Source organism: Pseudomonas poae (genome assembly GCF_001439785.1).
Classification (GTDB): domain Bacteria; phylum Pseudomonadota; class Gammaproteobacteria; order Pseudomonadales; family Pseudomonadaceae; genus Aquipseudomonas; species Aquipseudomonas poae.
The window spans coordinates 138,874-154,066 of record NZ_JYLI01000004.1 but is presented as its reverse complement, the minus strand read 5'-3'; the positions used below and the strand labels follow the sequence as shown (position 1 = coordinate 154,066).

The window sequence follows — 15,193 nt, the reverse complement described above, 5'->3', positions numbered from 1 at the left end:
CATTCTGCTGGAGATGGCCGGTGAAAGCCCTCGACGAACTGACCTTCGACAACCGCTTCGCACGCCTGGGCGATGCGTTCTCAACCCACGTGCTGCCAGAGCCCCTCGACGAACCACGCCTCGTGGTGGCGAGCGATGCCGCCCTGGCATTGCTCGACCTTGACCCGGCCGTGGCGCAAACCCCGGTGTTTGCCGAACTGTTCAGCGGCCATAAGCTGTGGGAAGAAGCAGAACCCCGGGCGATGGTCTATTCGGGGCATCAGTTCGGCGGCTACAGCCCGCAATTGGGTGATGGTCGCGGGCTGCTGCTGGGCGAGGTGTATAACGCGGCCGGCGAGCACTGGGACCTGCACTTGAAGGGCGCCGGCATGACGCCTTACTCGCGCATGGGCGATGGTCGCGCCGTGCTGCGCTCCTCGATTCGCGAGTTCCTCGCCTCCGAAGCCCTGCATGCCCTGGGCATCCCCAGCAGCCGCGCATTGTGCGTGATCGGCTCCAGCACGCCGGTGTGGCGCGAGAAACAGGAGCGCGGCGCGATGGTGTTACGCCTGGCGCCCAGCCATATCCGCTTCGGGCATTTCGAGTATTTCTACTACACCAAAAAAACCGAGCAGCAGGCCCAACTGGCCGAACACGTACTCAACCTGCACTACCCCGAATGCCGCGAGCAGCCCGAGCCGTACCTGGCCATGTTCCGCGAAATCGTCGAACGCAACGCCGAGATGATCGCCAAGTGGCAGGCATACGGCTTCTGCCATGGCGTGATGAACACCGACAACATGTCGATCCTCGGCATTACCTTCGACTTTGGCCCGTTCGCGTTTCTCGACGATTTTGATGCGCACTTCATCTGCAACCACTCCGATCACGAAGGGCGCTACTCCTTCAGCAATCAGGTGCCCATCGGCCAATGGAACCTCAGCGCGCTGGCCCAGGCGCTCACGCCGTTTATCAGCGTGGATGCCTTGAAAGAGGCCTTGGGCCTGTACCTGCCGCTGTACCAGGCCCACTACCTGGACCTGATGCGCCGCAGACTGGGGCTGACCACCGCCGAAGATGAGGACCAGAAACTGGTGGAGCGGCTGCTCGCGCTGATGCAGAACAGTGGCGTGGACTACACGTTGTTCTTCCGCCGTCTGGGGGATGAGTCGGCGACACTGGCCGTGGCGCGCTTGCGCGATGATTTTGTCGACATGGCCGGCTTTGATGCCTGGGCCGACCTGTACAAAGCCCGCGTTGCGCGGGATGGCGAATACAGCGAAGAACAGCGCCGTGTACGGATGCACGCGGTCAACCCGCTGTACATCCTGCGCAACTACCTCGCACAAAACGCCATCGCCGCCGCCGAGGCGGGGGATTACAGCGAGGTAAGACGGTTGCATGAGGTGCTGACCAAACCGTTCGAAGAACAGGCGGGGATGGAGCAGTACGCACAGCGCCCGCCGGATTGGGGCAAGCATTTGGAGATTAGTTGTTCGTCGTAAGGAGACGGATCGTGAGGTTTTCCGACATACCAGCAGCACTGTTACGCAGCACCCATTTACAGCTTGCCGCGCCGACAATCGACAAAGCAGCACAGATGCACCGGCTGATCCAGGACTTCACCCAACCCCACACCGACTTTCTGGTGTGGGCAAAAGGCCGCAACAGCCTGGAAGATGCCCGCGCCAACCTGCAAACGGCTGTGGATAACTTCAACGCCGATCAGAACGAATACAAGTTCCTGATTATCGAAAACAGTTCCGACGCACTGGTCGGCTGCATCAGCCTGTTTATCCGCGACCTGCGCATCCCTCACCTGGAAATCGGCTACTGGATCGGCACCGACAGCATGGGCAAAGGCTACGCGAGCGAAGCCTGCGCCCTGGTGCGCGACCTTGCCGTCGAGTTCTTCAACGCCAAACGAATCGACCTCACCACCGCCCGCCGCAACACCCGCAGCATCAAGGTGGCAGAGCGGTGCGGGTTCGAATGCGAGGCGGTGCTGTCCAATGCGCGGGTCGATAAGGCAGGGGTGGTGGACGACACCTGTGTGTATGTATTCAAAGGCGCATCTAGATAAAAGTTTCCACCGACACGCCAAAATGCTCCGCCAGCCAGCGGATCTGCCGCAGGTTGAGCTGGCGTTTGCCGTCGACGATTTCAGCGACGACGGCCTGGGTGCCAATGCCCGAAAGATCGCCGGGTCTCAGGCCACGCTCTCGCATCATCGAGCGCAACACGTCGACCCCGCTGGCGACGGGCATTGGGCGATGCTCATGATCGTAGCCTTCGATCCAGTCAGCCATGATATCCAGCAGCCCTTTCAGCGGGTGAGCTTCGCTTTCGCCCACAATATCGAGTAAATCATCGAGCGCTTTCACCAAGCCGTCATAGTCGCGTTCGTTTTGGGGCTTGGTCAGCAGCGATGAAACAAAGGGCCAGTGTCAATCGCGAGTTTTAGATCGTCGTTCATGGGTTGTCACTTCTTGTAGAGGCTTGATAAACCGACCGTCCGGCTCCAGATTGAACGCATTGGCCAAATCCGAGGAGCCCACCATGTCCGAACCGCTTGTAATCCCCTGCCCTCATTGCAATGGCCTCAACCGCATCCCCAGTGAACGCCTGAGCGATGCACCAAAATGCGGGCGCTGCAAACAGCCGGTGTTGCTGAAAAAGCCGTTTGAACTGAAACAGGGCGATTACGCCAGCCAGATCAAGGGCGACTTGCCTTTGCTGGTGGATGTGTGGGCCGAGTGGTGTGGGCCGTGCAAATCGTTTGCGCCGGTGTTCGAACAGGCGGCCGGGCAGCTCGAGGGCAAATGCCGGCTGGCCAAGCTGGACAGTGAAGCGAACCAGCAACTGTCGGCGCAGCTGGGGATTCGGTCGATTCCGAGTTTGATCCTGTTCAGGAATGGCCGGGAAGTGGCGCGCCAGAGTGGAGCGTTTCCATTGCCGCAGTTGATGAGCTGGTTGCGAAGCCAGGGGGTGTAAACCCGGTTGAGAGTGGAGCTGCTTGTGTGGGAGCTGGCTTGTGTGGGAGCTGGCTTGCCTGCGATGCAGGCGACTCGGTCTTTCAGCTAAACCCAGGTGATGCCATCGCAGGCAAGCCAGCTCCCACAGGGTTGTGCAGCGCACTTAAAACTCAAGTGCTCTCAAGCAAGTTATGCAACTGCACAAACTGCTGCGTCAGCTTGTGCCGTGGGTCCAGGTGAATCAGCGGTTTGCTCTCCTGATGCGACTCGCGCATACGCACCGAACTGGCCAGGTACACCGGCAGCACCGGCAGCCCTTCGGCGATCAACTCGTCCAGCATCTGCTGCGGCAGGCTCGCCCGGGCCTGAAACTGGTTGACCACGATGCCTTCCACTTCGAGGCTTTCATTGTGGTCTTCCTTCAACTCTTCGATTTCCGCCAGCAGACCGTAGAGGGCCTGGCGCGAAAAACTGTCACAGTCAAAGGGGATCAATACACGATCGGCGGCGATCAGCGCCGACACCGCATAAAAGTTCAGAGCCGGCGGCGTGTCGAGGTAGATGCGGTCGTAATCTTCGCTCAACTCGTCCAGCAACTTTCGCAGTTTGTTGATCTTGTGCTTGGCCTCCAGCTTCGGTTGCAGGTCGGCCAGTTCCGGCGTTGCGGTAATCACATGCAGGTTGTCGAACGGCGTTTCGTAGATATCCACCTTGTTCTTCTTGGAAAACGGCCCGGAAGACAGGGTTTGCTTGAAAAAATCGGCGATCCCCATGGGGATATCGTTGCCGGTCAGCCCGGTGAGGTACTGGGTAGAGTTGGCTTGTGCATCGAGGTCGACCAACAGCGTTCGATAGCCTTCGCTGGCGCTGACCGCCGCCAGGTTGCAGGCGATGCTGGACTTGCCGACCCCGCCTTTTTGATTGAACACCACACGCCGCATGGGAAAACCTCCGGGTATCAATGAATGCCCGAGTGTAGAGGGCAAAAGCGACTGTTCGCTACCTCGTTGATCAACGCATTGGAGGCCAGCCCCATACGCTAAAAAAGGAAAAGTCCGACAACCCATTCCTGTCGGCGGTCAAGCACAATCCGTAACCCTTCCCAGGCAAAGTTCAATAAATCGTGAACAATTATTTACCAATGTTTGCTAGAACCCCGCAGCACCGGGATAATGCGCGCCATTCGGCCCTTCGCCGTCCCGGAAAACCGGGGCATCGGTGGCACATGGAAGCCCGCAGGGGCGGGATAACTTCTCAGTGATCAACTTCAGCATCGCCCAATGGCGCGCCTGGGCTCCAGGTCTCGACAGCGCGGACGACTGGCACGCCTGGTGCCGGGCCCCGGTGTTGCTGCCCGCCAGCGAAGCCTCCCCTGACGTATCATTTTTACCGGCCATGCAGCGTCGACGCCTCAGCCGCCTGGCGCGCATGGCGTTCAGCGTGGGCTGGCCGCTGGCCGAGGGCCTGCCGGACATGCCGCTGGTGTTTATTTCCCGGCATGGCGAAACCCCTCGCACCCTCGACATCCTTAGTGACCTGGCCAATGAAGCGCCCCTGTCGCCCACCCAGTTCAGTCTGTCAGTGCACAATGCGGTGGTGGGGCTGTGGTCGATCCTGCGCAACGAGACCAGCGAAATGACCGCCCTCGCCGCCGCCGGCGATGGCCTCGAACACGGCGTACTCGAAGCCGCCGCGCTGCTCAACGAAGGCGCGCCGGCGGTGTTGCTGGTGATCACCGAAGAACAGCCGCCCGCTGCCTATGCCGGCTGGATCCACGACGTACCGTTCCCCTATGCCCTCGGTCTGCTGCTTACACCCGGCGACGAGTGGCAGCTGGAACTCACCGGCAGCACTGTCCAACCCTCGACTGTCGCCCAGTGGCCCCACGCGCTGAACCTGCTGCGCACCCTGCTCACTGAACAGGGCGCCTGCCAACATGCCTGGAAGAACCGAGTATGGAATTGGCAACGCAAGCTGTGAACGCCAAACCCCGGGACGCCTACTACTGGCGCCTGTTCGCCACCGCCGCGAGCTTTTTCCTGTTCGGCCTGGGCGGCCTGTGTCTGCGTCTGCTGGTGTTTCCGCTGCTCAGTTGCCTGCCCGGCGGCGCGGCGCGACACCAGCGCCGCGCCCGCCACACCATCAGCCGGCTGTTCTGGTTCTTCATTCGCCTGATGCAGCGCGTCGGCGTGCTGACCTATAGCGTCGAAGGCGCGGAACAGCTCGGACGCCCCGGCCAAATGATCGTCGCCAACCACCCGTCGCTGATCGACGTGGTGTTTCTGATCGGCCTGATGCGCCAGACCAACTGCGTGATCAAACGCAGCCTGTTTCAAAACCCGTTCACCCGTGGCCCTGTGCGCGATGCCGGCTACCTCAGCAACGACGGCAGCGCTGACATGCTCGATGCCGCCGCCGACGCCCTGCGCGCCGGCCAGACCCTGATCATCTTTCCCGAAGGCACCCGCACCACGCCCGGCGCGCCGCCGTCCTTTCATCGCGGCGCCGCCGCCATCGCGCTGCGGGGCGCATCGGTCATCACGCCCGTGGTGATCAAGGTCAGCCCCACCACCCTGACCAAGGCCGAACCCTGGTATCGCATTCCCAAACGTCGATTTCACTTCAGTTTGCGTGTGGGTGCCGATATAGAACCACAGGCGTTCGCCTCACTGGGGCCAGCGCCTCAGGCCTCGCGCAAGCTCAACGATTACCTGCACCACTATTTCATTAAGGAGCTCGCCGAAGATGAGCGACAAACAACGCCTTGAGCGCGACATAAAGATGCTGATCATCGAGGCCCTGGGCCTGGAAGACATCAGCGTCGATGACATTGACAGCGAACAGACCCTGTTCGGCGAAGGCCTGGGCCTGGACTCGGTCGACGCCCTGGAATTGGGCCTGGCGATCCAGAAAACCTACGGCATCAAGATCGATGCCGACGCCAAGGACACCCGCAACCACTTCACCAACGTGGCCTGCCTCGCGGCGTTCGTCACAGCCAGACAGGCAGCTTGAGACCGGACCATGCAAACTCGTGACGATATTTTCAACACCCTGCGCGATGCAATGGTGGAACTGTTTGAACTGACGCCGGAGCGCGTCACCCTCGACGCCAACCTGTATCAGGACCTGGAAATCGACAGCATCGATGCCGTGGACCTGATCGACCATATCAAACGCCAGACCGGCAAGAAGATCGCCGCCGAGGAATTCAAGGCAGTGCGCACCGTCAACGACGTGGTTGAGGCGGTGTACCGCCTGGTCCAGCCTGTCGCATGAGCCGATTGATCGGCCTTGGCCTGTTGCTGGCGGGGCTGCTGTACCCCTTTGCGGTGTACTACGGCACCGAGCACTTTGCCCCGTGGCAGTTCGGCCTGCTGCTGGGCAGCCTGTGGCTGTTGCGCGCCCTTGCCGGCGCGCGAAGCACCGGCAGCCGCTGGATGGCGCTGGCCGTGATCCTCTTCTGCCTGTTACTGGCCTGGTTCGACAACCCCTACCTGCTGCGCTGGTACCCAAGCCTGGTCAGTGCGTTCATGCTGGCCCTGTTCGGCCTGAGCCTCAAATACGGCCCGCCGATGGTCGAGCGCATTGCGCGCATCACCGAGCCTGTGCTGGCGCCCAAAGTGGTTGCGTACACGCGCCAGGTCACCGTGGTGTGGAGCGTGTTTTTTCTGTGTAACGGCCTGCTCGCCGCTGCCCTCACCTTGTGGGCGCCGCTGAGCTGGTGGACGTTGTACAACGGGTTCATCGCCTACGGGCTGATGGGGCTGTTGTTTGCCGTGGAATGGCTGATACGACAAAGGGTTCGAGGCCGCCTATGAAAGGTTTGAAACTTGAGCACCTGCTGCTTGAGCCGCTGGAGCTGCGCCTGGTCACCACCGCGCCTGCGATGAACCATGCCCAGTTGTGGACGCACGCCTTGAGCCTGGCGGCAGGCCTGCAGGCGCGCGGTATCCGCCGCCTGGCGGTGCACCTGGAAGACGCCGGCGTGCTGGCGATTGCCCTGCTGGGCGCCTGGCGCGCCGGCGTGAGCGTGCTGCTGCCCGCCGACCTGCAGCCGCACACGCGCCAACGCTGGGATGAATCCGTTGACGCTTGGCTAACCCAGGCTTCGGACCTGGACGCGCTGTACCAGGCGCCCCTGCCCGGCGCCGCCCTCGACCTGGACGCCTGCCAACTGAGCCTGTGCACCTCCGGCTCCAGCGGTGAACCCAAGCGCATCGACAAGACCCTGCGCCAGTTGGCCAACGAAGTCGACGCGCTGGAAGCCCTGTGGGGCGCCGACCTCAAGGACGCCTGCATCATCGGCAGCGTCGCCACTCAACATATCTACGGCCTGCTGTTCCGCGTGCTGTGGCCGCTGTGCGCCGGACGCCGCTTTGGTCGCACCCAACTGGCGTTTTCCGAAGACCTGCAGCGCGCCAGCCGCGAGCATCCTAGGTTCGCCTGGGTCGCCAGCCCCGCGCTGCTCAAGCGCATGGGCGACAACCTCGATTGGCCGGCGCTGAGCCAGGTGTCGCGAGTGTTTTCCTCCGGCGGCGCGTTGCCCGTCGAGGCCGCCGGCAGCCTGTACGATCGCCTGGGGCAATGGCCGACGGAAATCCTCGGCAGCTCGGAAACCGGTGGCATCGCCTGGCGCCAGGGCGCACAACCCTGGCAGCCCTTTGCCGGCGTTGCGCTGAGCCAGGATGCCGACGGCGCGCTGCGTATCGCCTCGCCTTATTTGCCTGCCGGGCATATCGAGCACACCGCCGACGCCGCACGCATCCATGCCGATGGCCGCTTCGAACTGCTGGGCCGCCTGGACCGCATCGTCAAGCTGGAAGAAAAACGCATCTCCCTGCCCATGCTCGAACAGGCGCTGATGGCTCATCCCTGGGTCACCGAAAACCGCCTGGGCGTGGTCCAGGAAAACCGCGCCTCCCTGGGCGCCCTGGTGGTGCTGAGCGCCGAAGGCCTGCATGCCCTGCGCAATCAAGGCCGACGCACGGTGACCCAAACCCTGCGCCAACAGTTGAGCCAGCATTGCGAAGCCCTCGCCTTGCCACGGCGTTGGCGCCTGCTGCGTCAGTTGCCGCTCAACAGCCAGGGCAAGCTGCCCCAGGCCGAGATAGATGCGCTATTGCTGGCGCCACGGCCCAAAGCGCCCGAGGTACTGGAGCAGGTCGAAGCCAATGGCGAATGGACGCTGCAACTGAGCATCCCGCCGGACCTCGCCTATTTCAGCGGTCACTTCCCGGTCACGCCCGTGCTGCCAGGCGTGGTGCAGGTGGAGTGGGCATTCAATCTGGGCCAGCAACTGATGGCCGTGCCGACCCGGTTTGCCGGCATGGAAGTGCTCAAGTTCCAGCAACTGGTGCGCCCTGGCGATACCCTCGAACTGCATCTGCGCTTTGACCCGCAGCGCAGCAAGCTGTACTTCGCCTATCGCAATGACGACACCGCCTGCTCCAGCGGCAGGATTCAGTTGGAGGCTGCACATGCATCAGCCGGGTGAGCGCTTCGCGCTCAATCGCGGGCAAGCCCGCTCCCACATTGGCCTGGGTTCACACTTCACAATGTGGGCGCTGGCTTGCCTGCGATGCGGACGACTCGGTCCCTCAGGTGCCGCCCATCATGCATAACCCCTGCGCCCTGATCCCCGTCTACAACCACGAAGCCGCCGTGCCCGCCGTGGTCCGTAGCCTGCTCGCCAGCGGCCTGCCCTGCCTGCTGGTGGACGACGGCAGCAGCCCGGCCTGCGCGACGGTGCTGGTGCAACTGGCAACCCTGGAACACGTCACCCTGATCAGCCTGCCCCACAACCTCGGCAAGGGCGGCGCGGTCATGGCCGGTTTCCGCGAGGCCGCGCGCCTGGGCTACAGCCATGCGCTGCAAGTCGACGCCGACGGCCAGCATGATCTGCGTGAGGTCGAAACCTTTATCGACACCTCGCGCCGGCACCCCGACGCACTCATCTGCGGCTACCCCGAATACGACGACAGCGTGCCCAAGGGCCGCCTCTACGCGCGCTACCTCACCCACGTCTGGGTGTGGATCAACACCCTGTCGCTGCAGATCCGCGACTCGATGTGCGGTTTTCGCGTGTACCCGCTGGCACCGGTGCTGGCGCTGATGGACTCTGCCTACATCGGCACGCGCATGGATTTCGATTCGGACATCCTTGTACGCCTGGCCTGGCGCAACCAGCCGATGCGCTGGCTGCCGACCCAGGTGCATTACCCCGCCGACGGCTTGTCGCACTTTCGCCTGTTCCACGACAACCTGCGCATCAGCGCCATGCATACCCGGCTGTTCTTCGGCATGCTGGTACGCGCGCCGATGATCCTGTGGCGACGGTGGCAGGCATGACCGACAACACCAAACACTGGGCCGACCGCGAAGAACGCGGCAGCTTCTGGCTGATGAAATTCACCGCCGTCGCTGCCAGGGTGCTCGGCCGGCGCCTGCTTAGCCCGTTGCTGTACAGCATCGTGTTCTACTTTTTCCTGTTCGGCCGCACCGCACGCCAGAGCGCATGGCAATACCAGCAGCGCCTGGCGCAGTGGAGCGGACGCGATGAGTTGCGCCCCACCCGGCGCAAGGTTTTCGGCCAGTTCATGGCCTTCGCCGACTCCCTGCTAGACAAGCTCGACGTGTGGAACGGCAAGCTGCGTCTGGAACAGATCGAAATCAATGACCCGGCGCAACTGCGCGGGCAATTGCGCGGCGAACGCGGGCAGATGCTGGTGGGTGCGCACCTGGGCAATCTCGAGGTATGCCGCGCGCTGGCGGAGATCGGCGAACAGGTGACCATGAACGTGCTGGTGCACACCAAGCACGCCGAACACTTCAATCGCCTGCTGGGCGAGGCTGGCGCGACCCACTTGCGCCTGATCCAGGTCAGCGAGCTGGACCCGGCCACCATGCTGCTGCTGAGCCAGCGCCTGGACGACGGCGAATGGCTGGCGATTGCCGGCGACCGCGTGCCGCTGCATGGCGGGCGCACGGTGCGCGTGGACTTTCTCGGGCATGCCGCCGCGTTCCCCCAAGGCCCGTGGTTGCTGGCCGGCCTGCTCCAATGCCGGGTCAATCTGCTGATGTGCCTCAAGCACCAGGGCCGCTATCGCCTGACCATCGAGCCCTTCGCGCAACGGATCGAATGGAAGCGCAGCACCCGCGAACAGGTGATCGCCCTGTGGACCGCGCGTTACGCCGCACGCCTGGGCGAGTTCTGCCTGCAGGCGCCCCAACAATGGTTCAACTTTTACCCCTTCTGGAAGACCCATGATCCCGCATCCTGAGCCGGTCACCTTTGGCGAACGCCCCCTGCGCATCGAAGACGTGCTGGCCCTGGCCAACCGTCAGGCACCCACGCGGTTGCAGGACGATGCAGCCTATCGCCAGCGCATTGCCAAGGGCGCGCAGTTCCTCGATTCGCTGCTGGACAAGGAAGGCGTGATCTACGGCGTGACCACCGGCTACGGCGACTCCTGCGTGGTGGCGGTGCCGTTGCAGCACGTCGAGGCGCTGCCGCGTCACCTGTACACCTTCCACGGCTGCGGGCTGGGCAAACTGCTCGACGCCCAGGCTACGCGCGCAGTGCTGGCAGCGCGTTTGCAGTCGCTGTGCCACGGCGTGTCCGGCGTGCGCGTGGAGCTGCTGGAGCGTCTGCATGCCTTCCTTGAACACGATGTGCTGCCGCTGATCCCCGAGGAAGGCTCGGTGGGCGCCAGCGGTGACCTGACGCCGCTGTCCTATGTGGCGGCTACCTTGTCCGGTGAGCGCGAGGTGTTGTTCCAGGGCGAACGGCGCCCGGCCGCCGACGTGCACCGCGAGCTGGGTTGGACGCCACTGGTGCTACGCCCCAAGGAAGCCCTGGCCTTGATGAACGGCACCGCCGTGATGACCGGCCTCGCCTGTCTGGCCTTCGCCCGCGCCGACTACCTGCTGCAGCTGGCCACACGTATCACCGCTCTCAACGTGGTGGCCCTGCAAGGCAACCCGGAACACTTCGACGAACGCCTGTTCGCCGCCAAGCCGCACCCGGGGCAGATGCAGGTCGCCGCCTGGCTGCGCAAGGATTTGGCCATCGACGCGCCGACCGCGCCATTGCATCGCCTGCAGGACCGCTACTCGCTGCGCTGCGCGCCCCATGTGCTCGGCGTATTGGCCGACAGCCTGAACTGGCTGCGCTCATTCATCGAGATCGAGCTGAACAGCGCCAATGACAACCCGATCATCGACGCCGAGCAGGAACGCGTGCTGCACGGCGGGCACTTCTACGGCGGGCATATTGCCTTTGCCATGGACAGCCTCAAGACCCTGGTGGCCAACGTCGCCGACCTGCTCGACCGGCAGCTCGCGTTGCTGGTGGACGTGCGTTACAACCACGGACTGCCGAGCAACCTGTCCGGCGCGCCGGCCGACCGCGCGATGATCAACCATGGCTTCAAGGCCGTGCAGATCGGCACCAGCGCCTGGACCGCCGAAGCGCTGAAAAACACCATGCCGGCGAGCGTGTTCTCACGTTCCACCGAGTGCCATAACCAGGACAAGGTGAGCATGGGCACCATCGCCGCCCGCGACGCGATCCGCGTGCTGGAACTGACCGAGCAAGTGGCCGCCGCCGCCCTGCTGGCCGCCAACCAGGGGGTGTGGCTTCGTGCTCGGGCCGAGGATGCGCGCCCCCTGCCGCCGGCCCTGGCCGCCATGCACGTCGAGCTGGCCAAAGACTTCCCGCCCGTGATCGAAGACCGTGCCCTGGAAGGCGAGTTGCGCCTGTGCCTGCAACGCATCGCCGCGCAACACTGGAGGCTGCATGCGTAGCCCCGGCGTGTTGCACTGCGACACTGAAATCCTCGTGCCGTTTTTCGACGTCGACACTCTGCACGTGGTATGGCACGGCCATTACGTCAAATACCTGGAAGTCGCGCGCTGCGCCTTGCTCGACAAAATTGGCCACAACTACAACGCTATGCGCGAAGCCGGCTACGCCTGGCCGGTGATCGACATGCAACTGCGCTACGTGCGCGGCGCGGTGTTCGGCCAGACCATCAACGTGCGCGCCAGCCTGGTGGAGTGGGAGAACCGCTTGAAGATCAACTACCTGATCACCGACCTCGCCAGCGGCGAACGTATGACCCGCGCCAGCACCGTGCAGGTAGCGGTGGAAATCGCCAGCCGCGAGATGCAACTGGCCTCCCCCACAGTCTTCACCGACGCCGTCGAGAGGGCCTTGAAATGAGATCTCCTGTGGCAGCGGGCCTGCCCGCGAAAATCGTCAACGAGAATGCGATCCGCCTGGCACTGCGCAGCGTCCTCAGGTTCTTCGCGGGCAAGCCCGCTGCCACATTGATCGGGTTGTTGCTGAGCTTCAGCGCCCACGCTTTCGACCTGCAACAACTCAGCGATCAACTGGCCAAGCCCTCCGTGATCCACGGCAGCTTCACCCAGGAAAAACACCTGCGCGCCCTGCCCCAACCCCTGGTCAGCAAGGGCACCTTCGTGCTCGCCAAGGACCACGGCCTGCTCTGGCTGCTGAAAACCCCGCTGCAACAGGACTACCGCATCAGCGCCCAGGGCATCGCCCGGCGTGAAGGCAACGGCTGGCAATGGCTGCCGAACAAGAGCGCCGGGGCTGAGCAGAACCGTCTGTTTCTCGCCGTGTTGCAGGGCGACAGCAGCGGCTTGCAGCGTGACTTCGAGCTGCAGCTGCAAGGTGAGTCCACGCAGTGGGCGCTGACCTTGATTCCACGCTCGCTGCTGCTCAAGCAGGTGTTCAACCAAATCAACATTGAGGGCGGCGCGCTGGTACACACCATCGAACTGCAGGAGACCCAGGGCGACAGCACCGTGCTGCGCCTGCGGGACAGCACCGCGGGCCTGCCCCTGACCGACGCGGAGCAACATGACTTTGCCCAGTGAGCGCCTGCTGCCGCGCCTGTTCCTGATTCTGCTGGTGGCCGTGCTGGCGCTGGCCGGCTGGCAGTGGCGCCAGGGCGCGCCGCTTTCGGCCAATCTGATGGAACTGGTGCCGGGCAGTGCGCCGGATGCGCTGGAACAGCAAGCCGAACAACGCATGCAAGAGCCGCTTAACCGCGAGATGCTGGTGCTGGTGGGGCATGCCGACCGCCAGCAGGCGGTGGCCGTGGCGCAACAGCTGGGCGAGCGCTGGCAGGCCAGCGGGCTGTTTGAAAAAGTGCAATGGAACCTGCAAGCCGACCTGCCGGCACTGCGCGAGCAACTGCTGCGCGGCCGACTGGCGATGCTCGCGGCCAAGGACCGCGAGCAGCTCATCGAGCATCCCGAGGCGTTTATCCAACAGCGCGTGCAATCACTGTTCGACCCCTTCACCGGCTTCAGCCTGGTGCCGAGCCAGGATGACTGGCTGGGCCTCACCGGGCGTATCCAGAACAGCCAGCCGCAGCAGGGTTCGGTGCAGCTGGACATCGGCAGCGGCGCGCTGATCGCCGATGCCGACGGCAAAAGCTGGGTGCTGCTGCGTGCGCGCACCACCGGCAATGCCTTCGATATGCACCTGCCGCTGCAAGTGACGGACCTGCTCCAGGCCAGCCGCGCCGAGGCCGCCGTGCACGGTGCGCAATTGCTCGCGGCCAGCGGCCTGCTCTATGCGGCCAATGGGCAGCAGCAAGCCACGCGGGAAATCACCTGGGTCGGCGGCGGCGCGACCGTCGGCATTCTGCTGTTGCTGCTATTGGCGTTCCGCCGCTGGCGCGTATTGCTGGCTTTCGTGCCGGTCATCGTCGGCATGCTGTTTGGGGCGGTGGCCTGTGTGGCGCTGTTCGGCCATGTGCATGTGATGACCCTGGTGCTGGGCTCCAGCCTGATCGGCGTGGCGGTGGATTACCCGCTGCATTACCTGTCCAAAAGCTGGAGTTTGAAGCCATGGCAGAGCTGGCCGGCGTTGCGCCTGACCTTGCCAGGGCTGAGCCTGAGCCTGGCGACCAGTTGCATCGGTTATCTGGCGCTGGCCTGGACACCGTTTCCGGCGCTGACGCAGATTGCAGTGTTTTCCGCCGCAGGGCTGGTGGGCGCTTACCTGTGCGCCGTGTGCCTGCTGCCAGCGCTGCTCAAGGGCGTCGAATTACGCCCGGCGCAGTGGCCGCTGCGGGTTGCCGAGGGCCTGTGGCGGCTGCGCGAGTCGTTGCTCCAGCGCGTGCCGAGCCCACTGTTGCTGGCGCTGGTGCTGCTGTTCTGCGCCGGCGGTGTGTGGCACCTGAACAGCAAAAACGACATTCGCCAATGGATCGGCGCGCCGCCTCACTTGCTGCAGGAAGCCCAGGCCGTGGCACGGATCACCGGCTTTCAGCCCACCAGCCAGTTCTTTCTGGTGCGCGCAGACAACCAACAGCAGTTGCTGGAGCGTCAGGCCGCGCTGGGCCAGCGTCTGGAGCAACTGGTGAATATGGACAAGCTTCAGGGTTACCTGGTGCTCAACCAACTGGTCAACCTGCCGGCCGAGCAGCAGCGACTGCGCGATGCGCTGAGCAATCTGGCGCAACACTGGCAGCCGCTGGTGGACCTCGGCGTGCCAGCCAGCGCCCTGCAAGCCGAAGTGGCGCAGTTGCAGGCACTGCCCACCGAAGATATCGACGCCGCCCTCACAGGTCCGCTGGCCGAACCCTGGCGTACGCTGTGGCTGGGGCCGGTGAAAGGCGGCGTGGCGGCGATGGTCAGCCTGCAGGGTCTGAACAACCCCGCGCTGCTGCGGGTACAGGCCGTGGATTTGCCCGGTGTGCAATTGGTGGATCGCCTGGGCGACTTGAACCGCGTGTTCGCCGCCACGCAAATCAGCGCCGCCGAGCTCAAATTACTGTCGTGTGGGCTGATCGTGTTGCTGCTGATGGTGCCGTTCGGCTTCGGCGGTGCCGTGCGCATCGTCGCGTTGCCGTTGCTGGCTGCGCTGTGCAGCCTGTCCAGCCTGGGCTGGCTGGGCCAGCCGCTGACCCTGTTCAGCCTGTTCGGCCTGTTGCTGGTTACGGCCATCAGCGTCGACTATGCGATCCTGATGCGCGAGCAGATCGGCGGTCCGGCGGTCAGCCTGCTGGGTACGTTACTGGCGGCATTGACGACCTGGTTGTCGTTCGGTCTGCTGGCGGTATCGAGTACGCCGGCGGTGAGTAATTTCGGCCTGTCGGTGAGCCTCGGCCTGGCATTCAGCTTTATGCTGGCGCCCTGGGCCGGGCCGCGCAAACCCGCCTTATGAATATGATTATCGCCCATGCGGCAAGGAGCCT

17 protein-coding genes are annotated in these 15,193 nt (G+C 63.8%); 15 read left to right on the top strand and 2 right to left on the bottom strand.

Features of this window, described 5'->3' with window-relative positions:
• Nucleotides 1-20 precede the first annotated feature (20 nt).
• Together selO and TU75_RS06180 are read left to right on the top strand one after the other, a co-directional pair.
• Nucleotides 21-1,484, top strand: coding sequence for a protein adenylyltransferase SelO (gene selO / locus TU75_RS06185; protein ID WP_060548452.1), 1,464 nt, complete (start codon nucleotides 21-23; stop codon nucleotides 1,482-1,484).
• Between the two features lie 11 nt (nucleotides 1,485-1,495).
• Nucleotides 1,496-2,062 (top strand): GNAT family N-acetyltransferase, encoded by a 567-nt coding sequence (locus TU75_RS06180; protein ID WP_082630318.1) that lies wholly within the window; start codon nucleotides 1,496-1,498, stop codon nucleotides 2,060-2,062.
• Here TU75_RS06180 and TU75_RS06175 read toward each other — a convergent pair.
• Nucleotides 2,055-2,405, bottom strand: coding sequence for a helix-turn-helix domain-containing protein (locus tag TU75_RS06175; RefSeq protein ID WP_060548450.1), 351 nt, complete (start codon nucleotides 2,403-2,405; stop codon nucleotides 2,055-2,057). The two genes, TU75_RS06180 and TU75_RS06175, sit on opposite strands and share 8 nt — an antisense overlap.
• A gap of 133 nt (nucleotides 2,406-2,538) precedes the next feature.
• Between TU75_RS06175 and trxC the strand changes: the two genes are divergently transcribed.
• Nucleotides 2,539-2,973: a thioredoxin TrxC gene (gene trxC / locus TU75_RS06170; RefSeq protein ID WP_060548449.1), complete on the top strand. Its 435-nt coding sequence runs from the start codon at nucleotides 2,539-2,541 to the stop codon at nucleotides 2,971-2,973.
• Between the two features lie 151 nt (nucleotides 2,974-3,124).
• Here trxC and TU75_RS06165 read toward each other — a convergent pair whose 3' ends face one another.
• A complete protein-coding gene (locus TU75_RS06165) occupies nucleotides 3,125-3,895 on the bottom strand; it encodes a ParA family protein (protein WP_003237260.1) in 771 nt (256 codons plus the stop codon).
• Between the two features lie 316 nt (nucleotides 3,896-4,211).
• On the opposite strand from TU75_RS06165, the gene TU75_RS06160 reads away from it, so the two are divergent.
• From TU75_RS06160 to TU75_RS06105, 12 genes are all read left to right on the top strand, one after another.
• Nucleotides 4,212-4,934 (top strand): beta-ketoacyl synthase chain length factor, encoded by a 723-nt coding sequence (locus TU75_RS06160; RefSeq protein ID WP_060548448.1) that lies wholly within the window; start codon nucleotides 4,212-4,214, stop codon nucleotides 4,932-4,934.
• Nucleotides 4,910-5,722 (top strand): lysophospholipid acyltransferase family protein, encoded by an 813-nt coding sequence (locus tag TU75_RS06155; protein ID WP_060548447.1) that lies wholly within the window; start codon nucleotides 4,910-4,912, stop codon nucleotides 5,720-5,722. The genes TU75_RS06160 and TU75_RS06155 overlap by 25 nt, the downstream gene beginning before the upstream one ends.
• Nucleotides 5,700-5,969 (top strand): phosphopantetheine-binding protein, encoded by a 270-nt coding sequence (locus TU75_RS06150; RefSeq protein ID WP_060548446.1) that lies wholly within the window; start codon nucleotides 5,700-5,702, stop codon nucleotides 5,967-5,969. The genes TU75_RS06155 and TU75_RS06150 overlap by 23 nt, the downstream gene beginning before the upstream one ends.
• Nucleotides 5,970-5,978: 9 nt before the next feature.
• Nucleotides 5,979-6,233, top strand: a complete 255-nt coding sequence (locus tag TU75_RS06145) for an acyl carrier protein (protein WP_060548445.1) — start codon at nucleotides 5,979-5,981, stop codon at nucleotides 6,231-6,233.
• Nucleotides 6,230-6,775 carry a COG4648 family protein gene (locus TU75_RS06140; RefSeq protein ID WP_060548444.1) on the top strand — a complete coding sequence of 182 codons (546 nt, stop codon included), beginning with the start codon at nucleotides 6,230-6,232 and terminating at the stop codon, nucleotides 6,773-6,775. The genes TU75_RS06145 and TU75_RS06140 overlap by 4 nt, the downstream gene beginning before the upstream one ends.
• The gene (locus TU75_RS06135) at nucleotides 6,772-8,451 is read left to right on the top strand and encodes an acyl-CoA synthetase family protein (protein WP_060548443.1); all 1,680 of its coding nucleotides are present in this window, start codon (nucleotides 6,772-6,774) and stop codon (nucleotides 8,449-8,451) included. The genes TU75_RS06140 and TU75_RS06135 overlap by 4 nt, the downstream gene beginning before the upstream one ends.
• A 119-nt stretch (nucleotides 8,452-8,570) precedes the next feature.
• Nucleotides 8,571-9,305 (top strand): glycosyltransferase family 2 protein, encoded by a 735-nt coding sequence (locus tag TU75_RS06130; protein WP_003237275.1) that lies wholly within the window; start codon nucleotides 8,571-8,573, stop codon nucleotides 9,303-9,305.
• Nucleotides 9,302-10,237, top strand: a complete 936-nt coding sequence (locus tag TU75_RS06125) for a lysophospholipid acyltransferase family protein (RefSeq protein WP_003237278.1) — start codon at nucleotides 9,302-9,304, stop codon at nucleotides 10,235-10,237. The genes TU75_RS06130 and TU75_RS06125 overlap by 4 nt, the downstream gene beginning before the upstream one ends.
• Nucleotides 10,221-11,762, top strand: coding sequence for an HAL/PAL/TAL family ammonia-lyase (locus TU75_RS06120; RefSeq protein WP_003237280.1), 1,542 nt, complete (start codon nucleotides 10,221-10,223; stop codon nucleotides 11,760-11,762). The genes TU75_RS06125 and TU75_RS06120 overlap by 17 nt, the downstream gene beginning before the upstream one ends.
• Nucleotides 11,755-12,180, top strand: a complete 426-nt coding sequence (locus tag TU75_RS06115; protein ID WP_003237282.1) for an acyl-CoA thioesterase — start codon at nucleotides 11,755-11,757, stop codon at nucleotides 12,178-12,180. The genes TU75_RS06120 and TU75_RS06115 overlap by 8 nt, the downstream gene beginning before the upstream one ends.
• Nucleotides 12,177-12,860, top strand: coding sequence for an outer membrane lipoprotein carrier protein LolA (locus TU75_RS06110; protein WP_050557272.1), 684 nt, complete (start codon nucleotides 12,177-12,179; stop codon nucleotides 12,858-12,860). The genes TU75_RS06115 and TU75_RS06110 overlap by 4 nt, the downstream gene beginning before the upstream one ends.
• Nucleotides 12,844-15,162 (top strand): MMPL family transporter, encoded by a 2,319-nt coding sequence (locus TU75_RS06105; RefSeq protein WP_060548442.1) that lies wholly within the window; start codon nucleotides 12,844-12,846, stop codon nucleotides 15,160-15,162. Before TU75_RS06110 ends, TU75_RS06105 begins: the two co-directional genes overlap by 17 nt.
• Nucleotides 15,163-15,193: the final 31 nt, after the last annotated feature.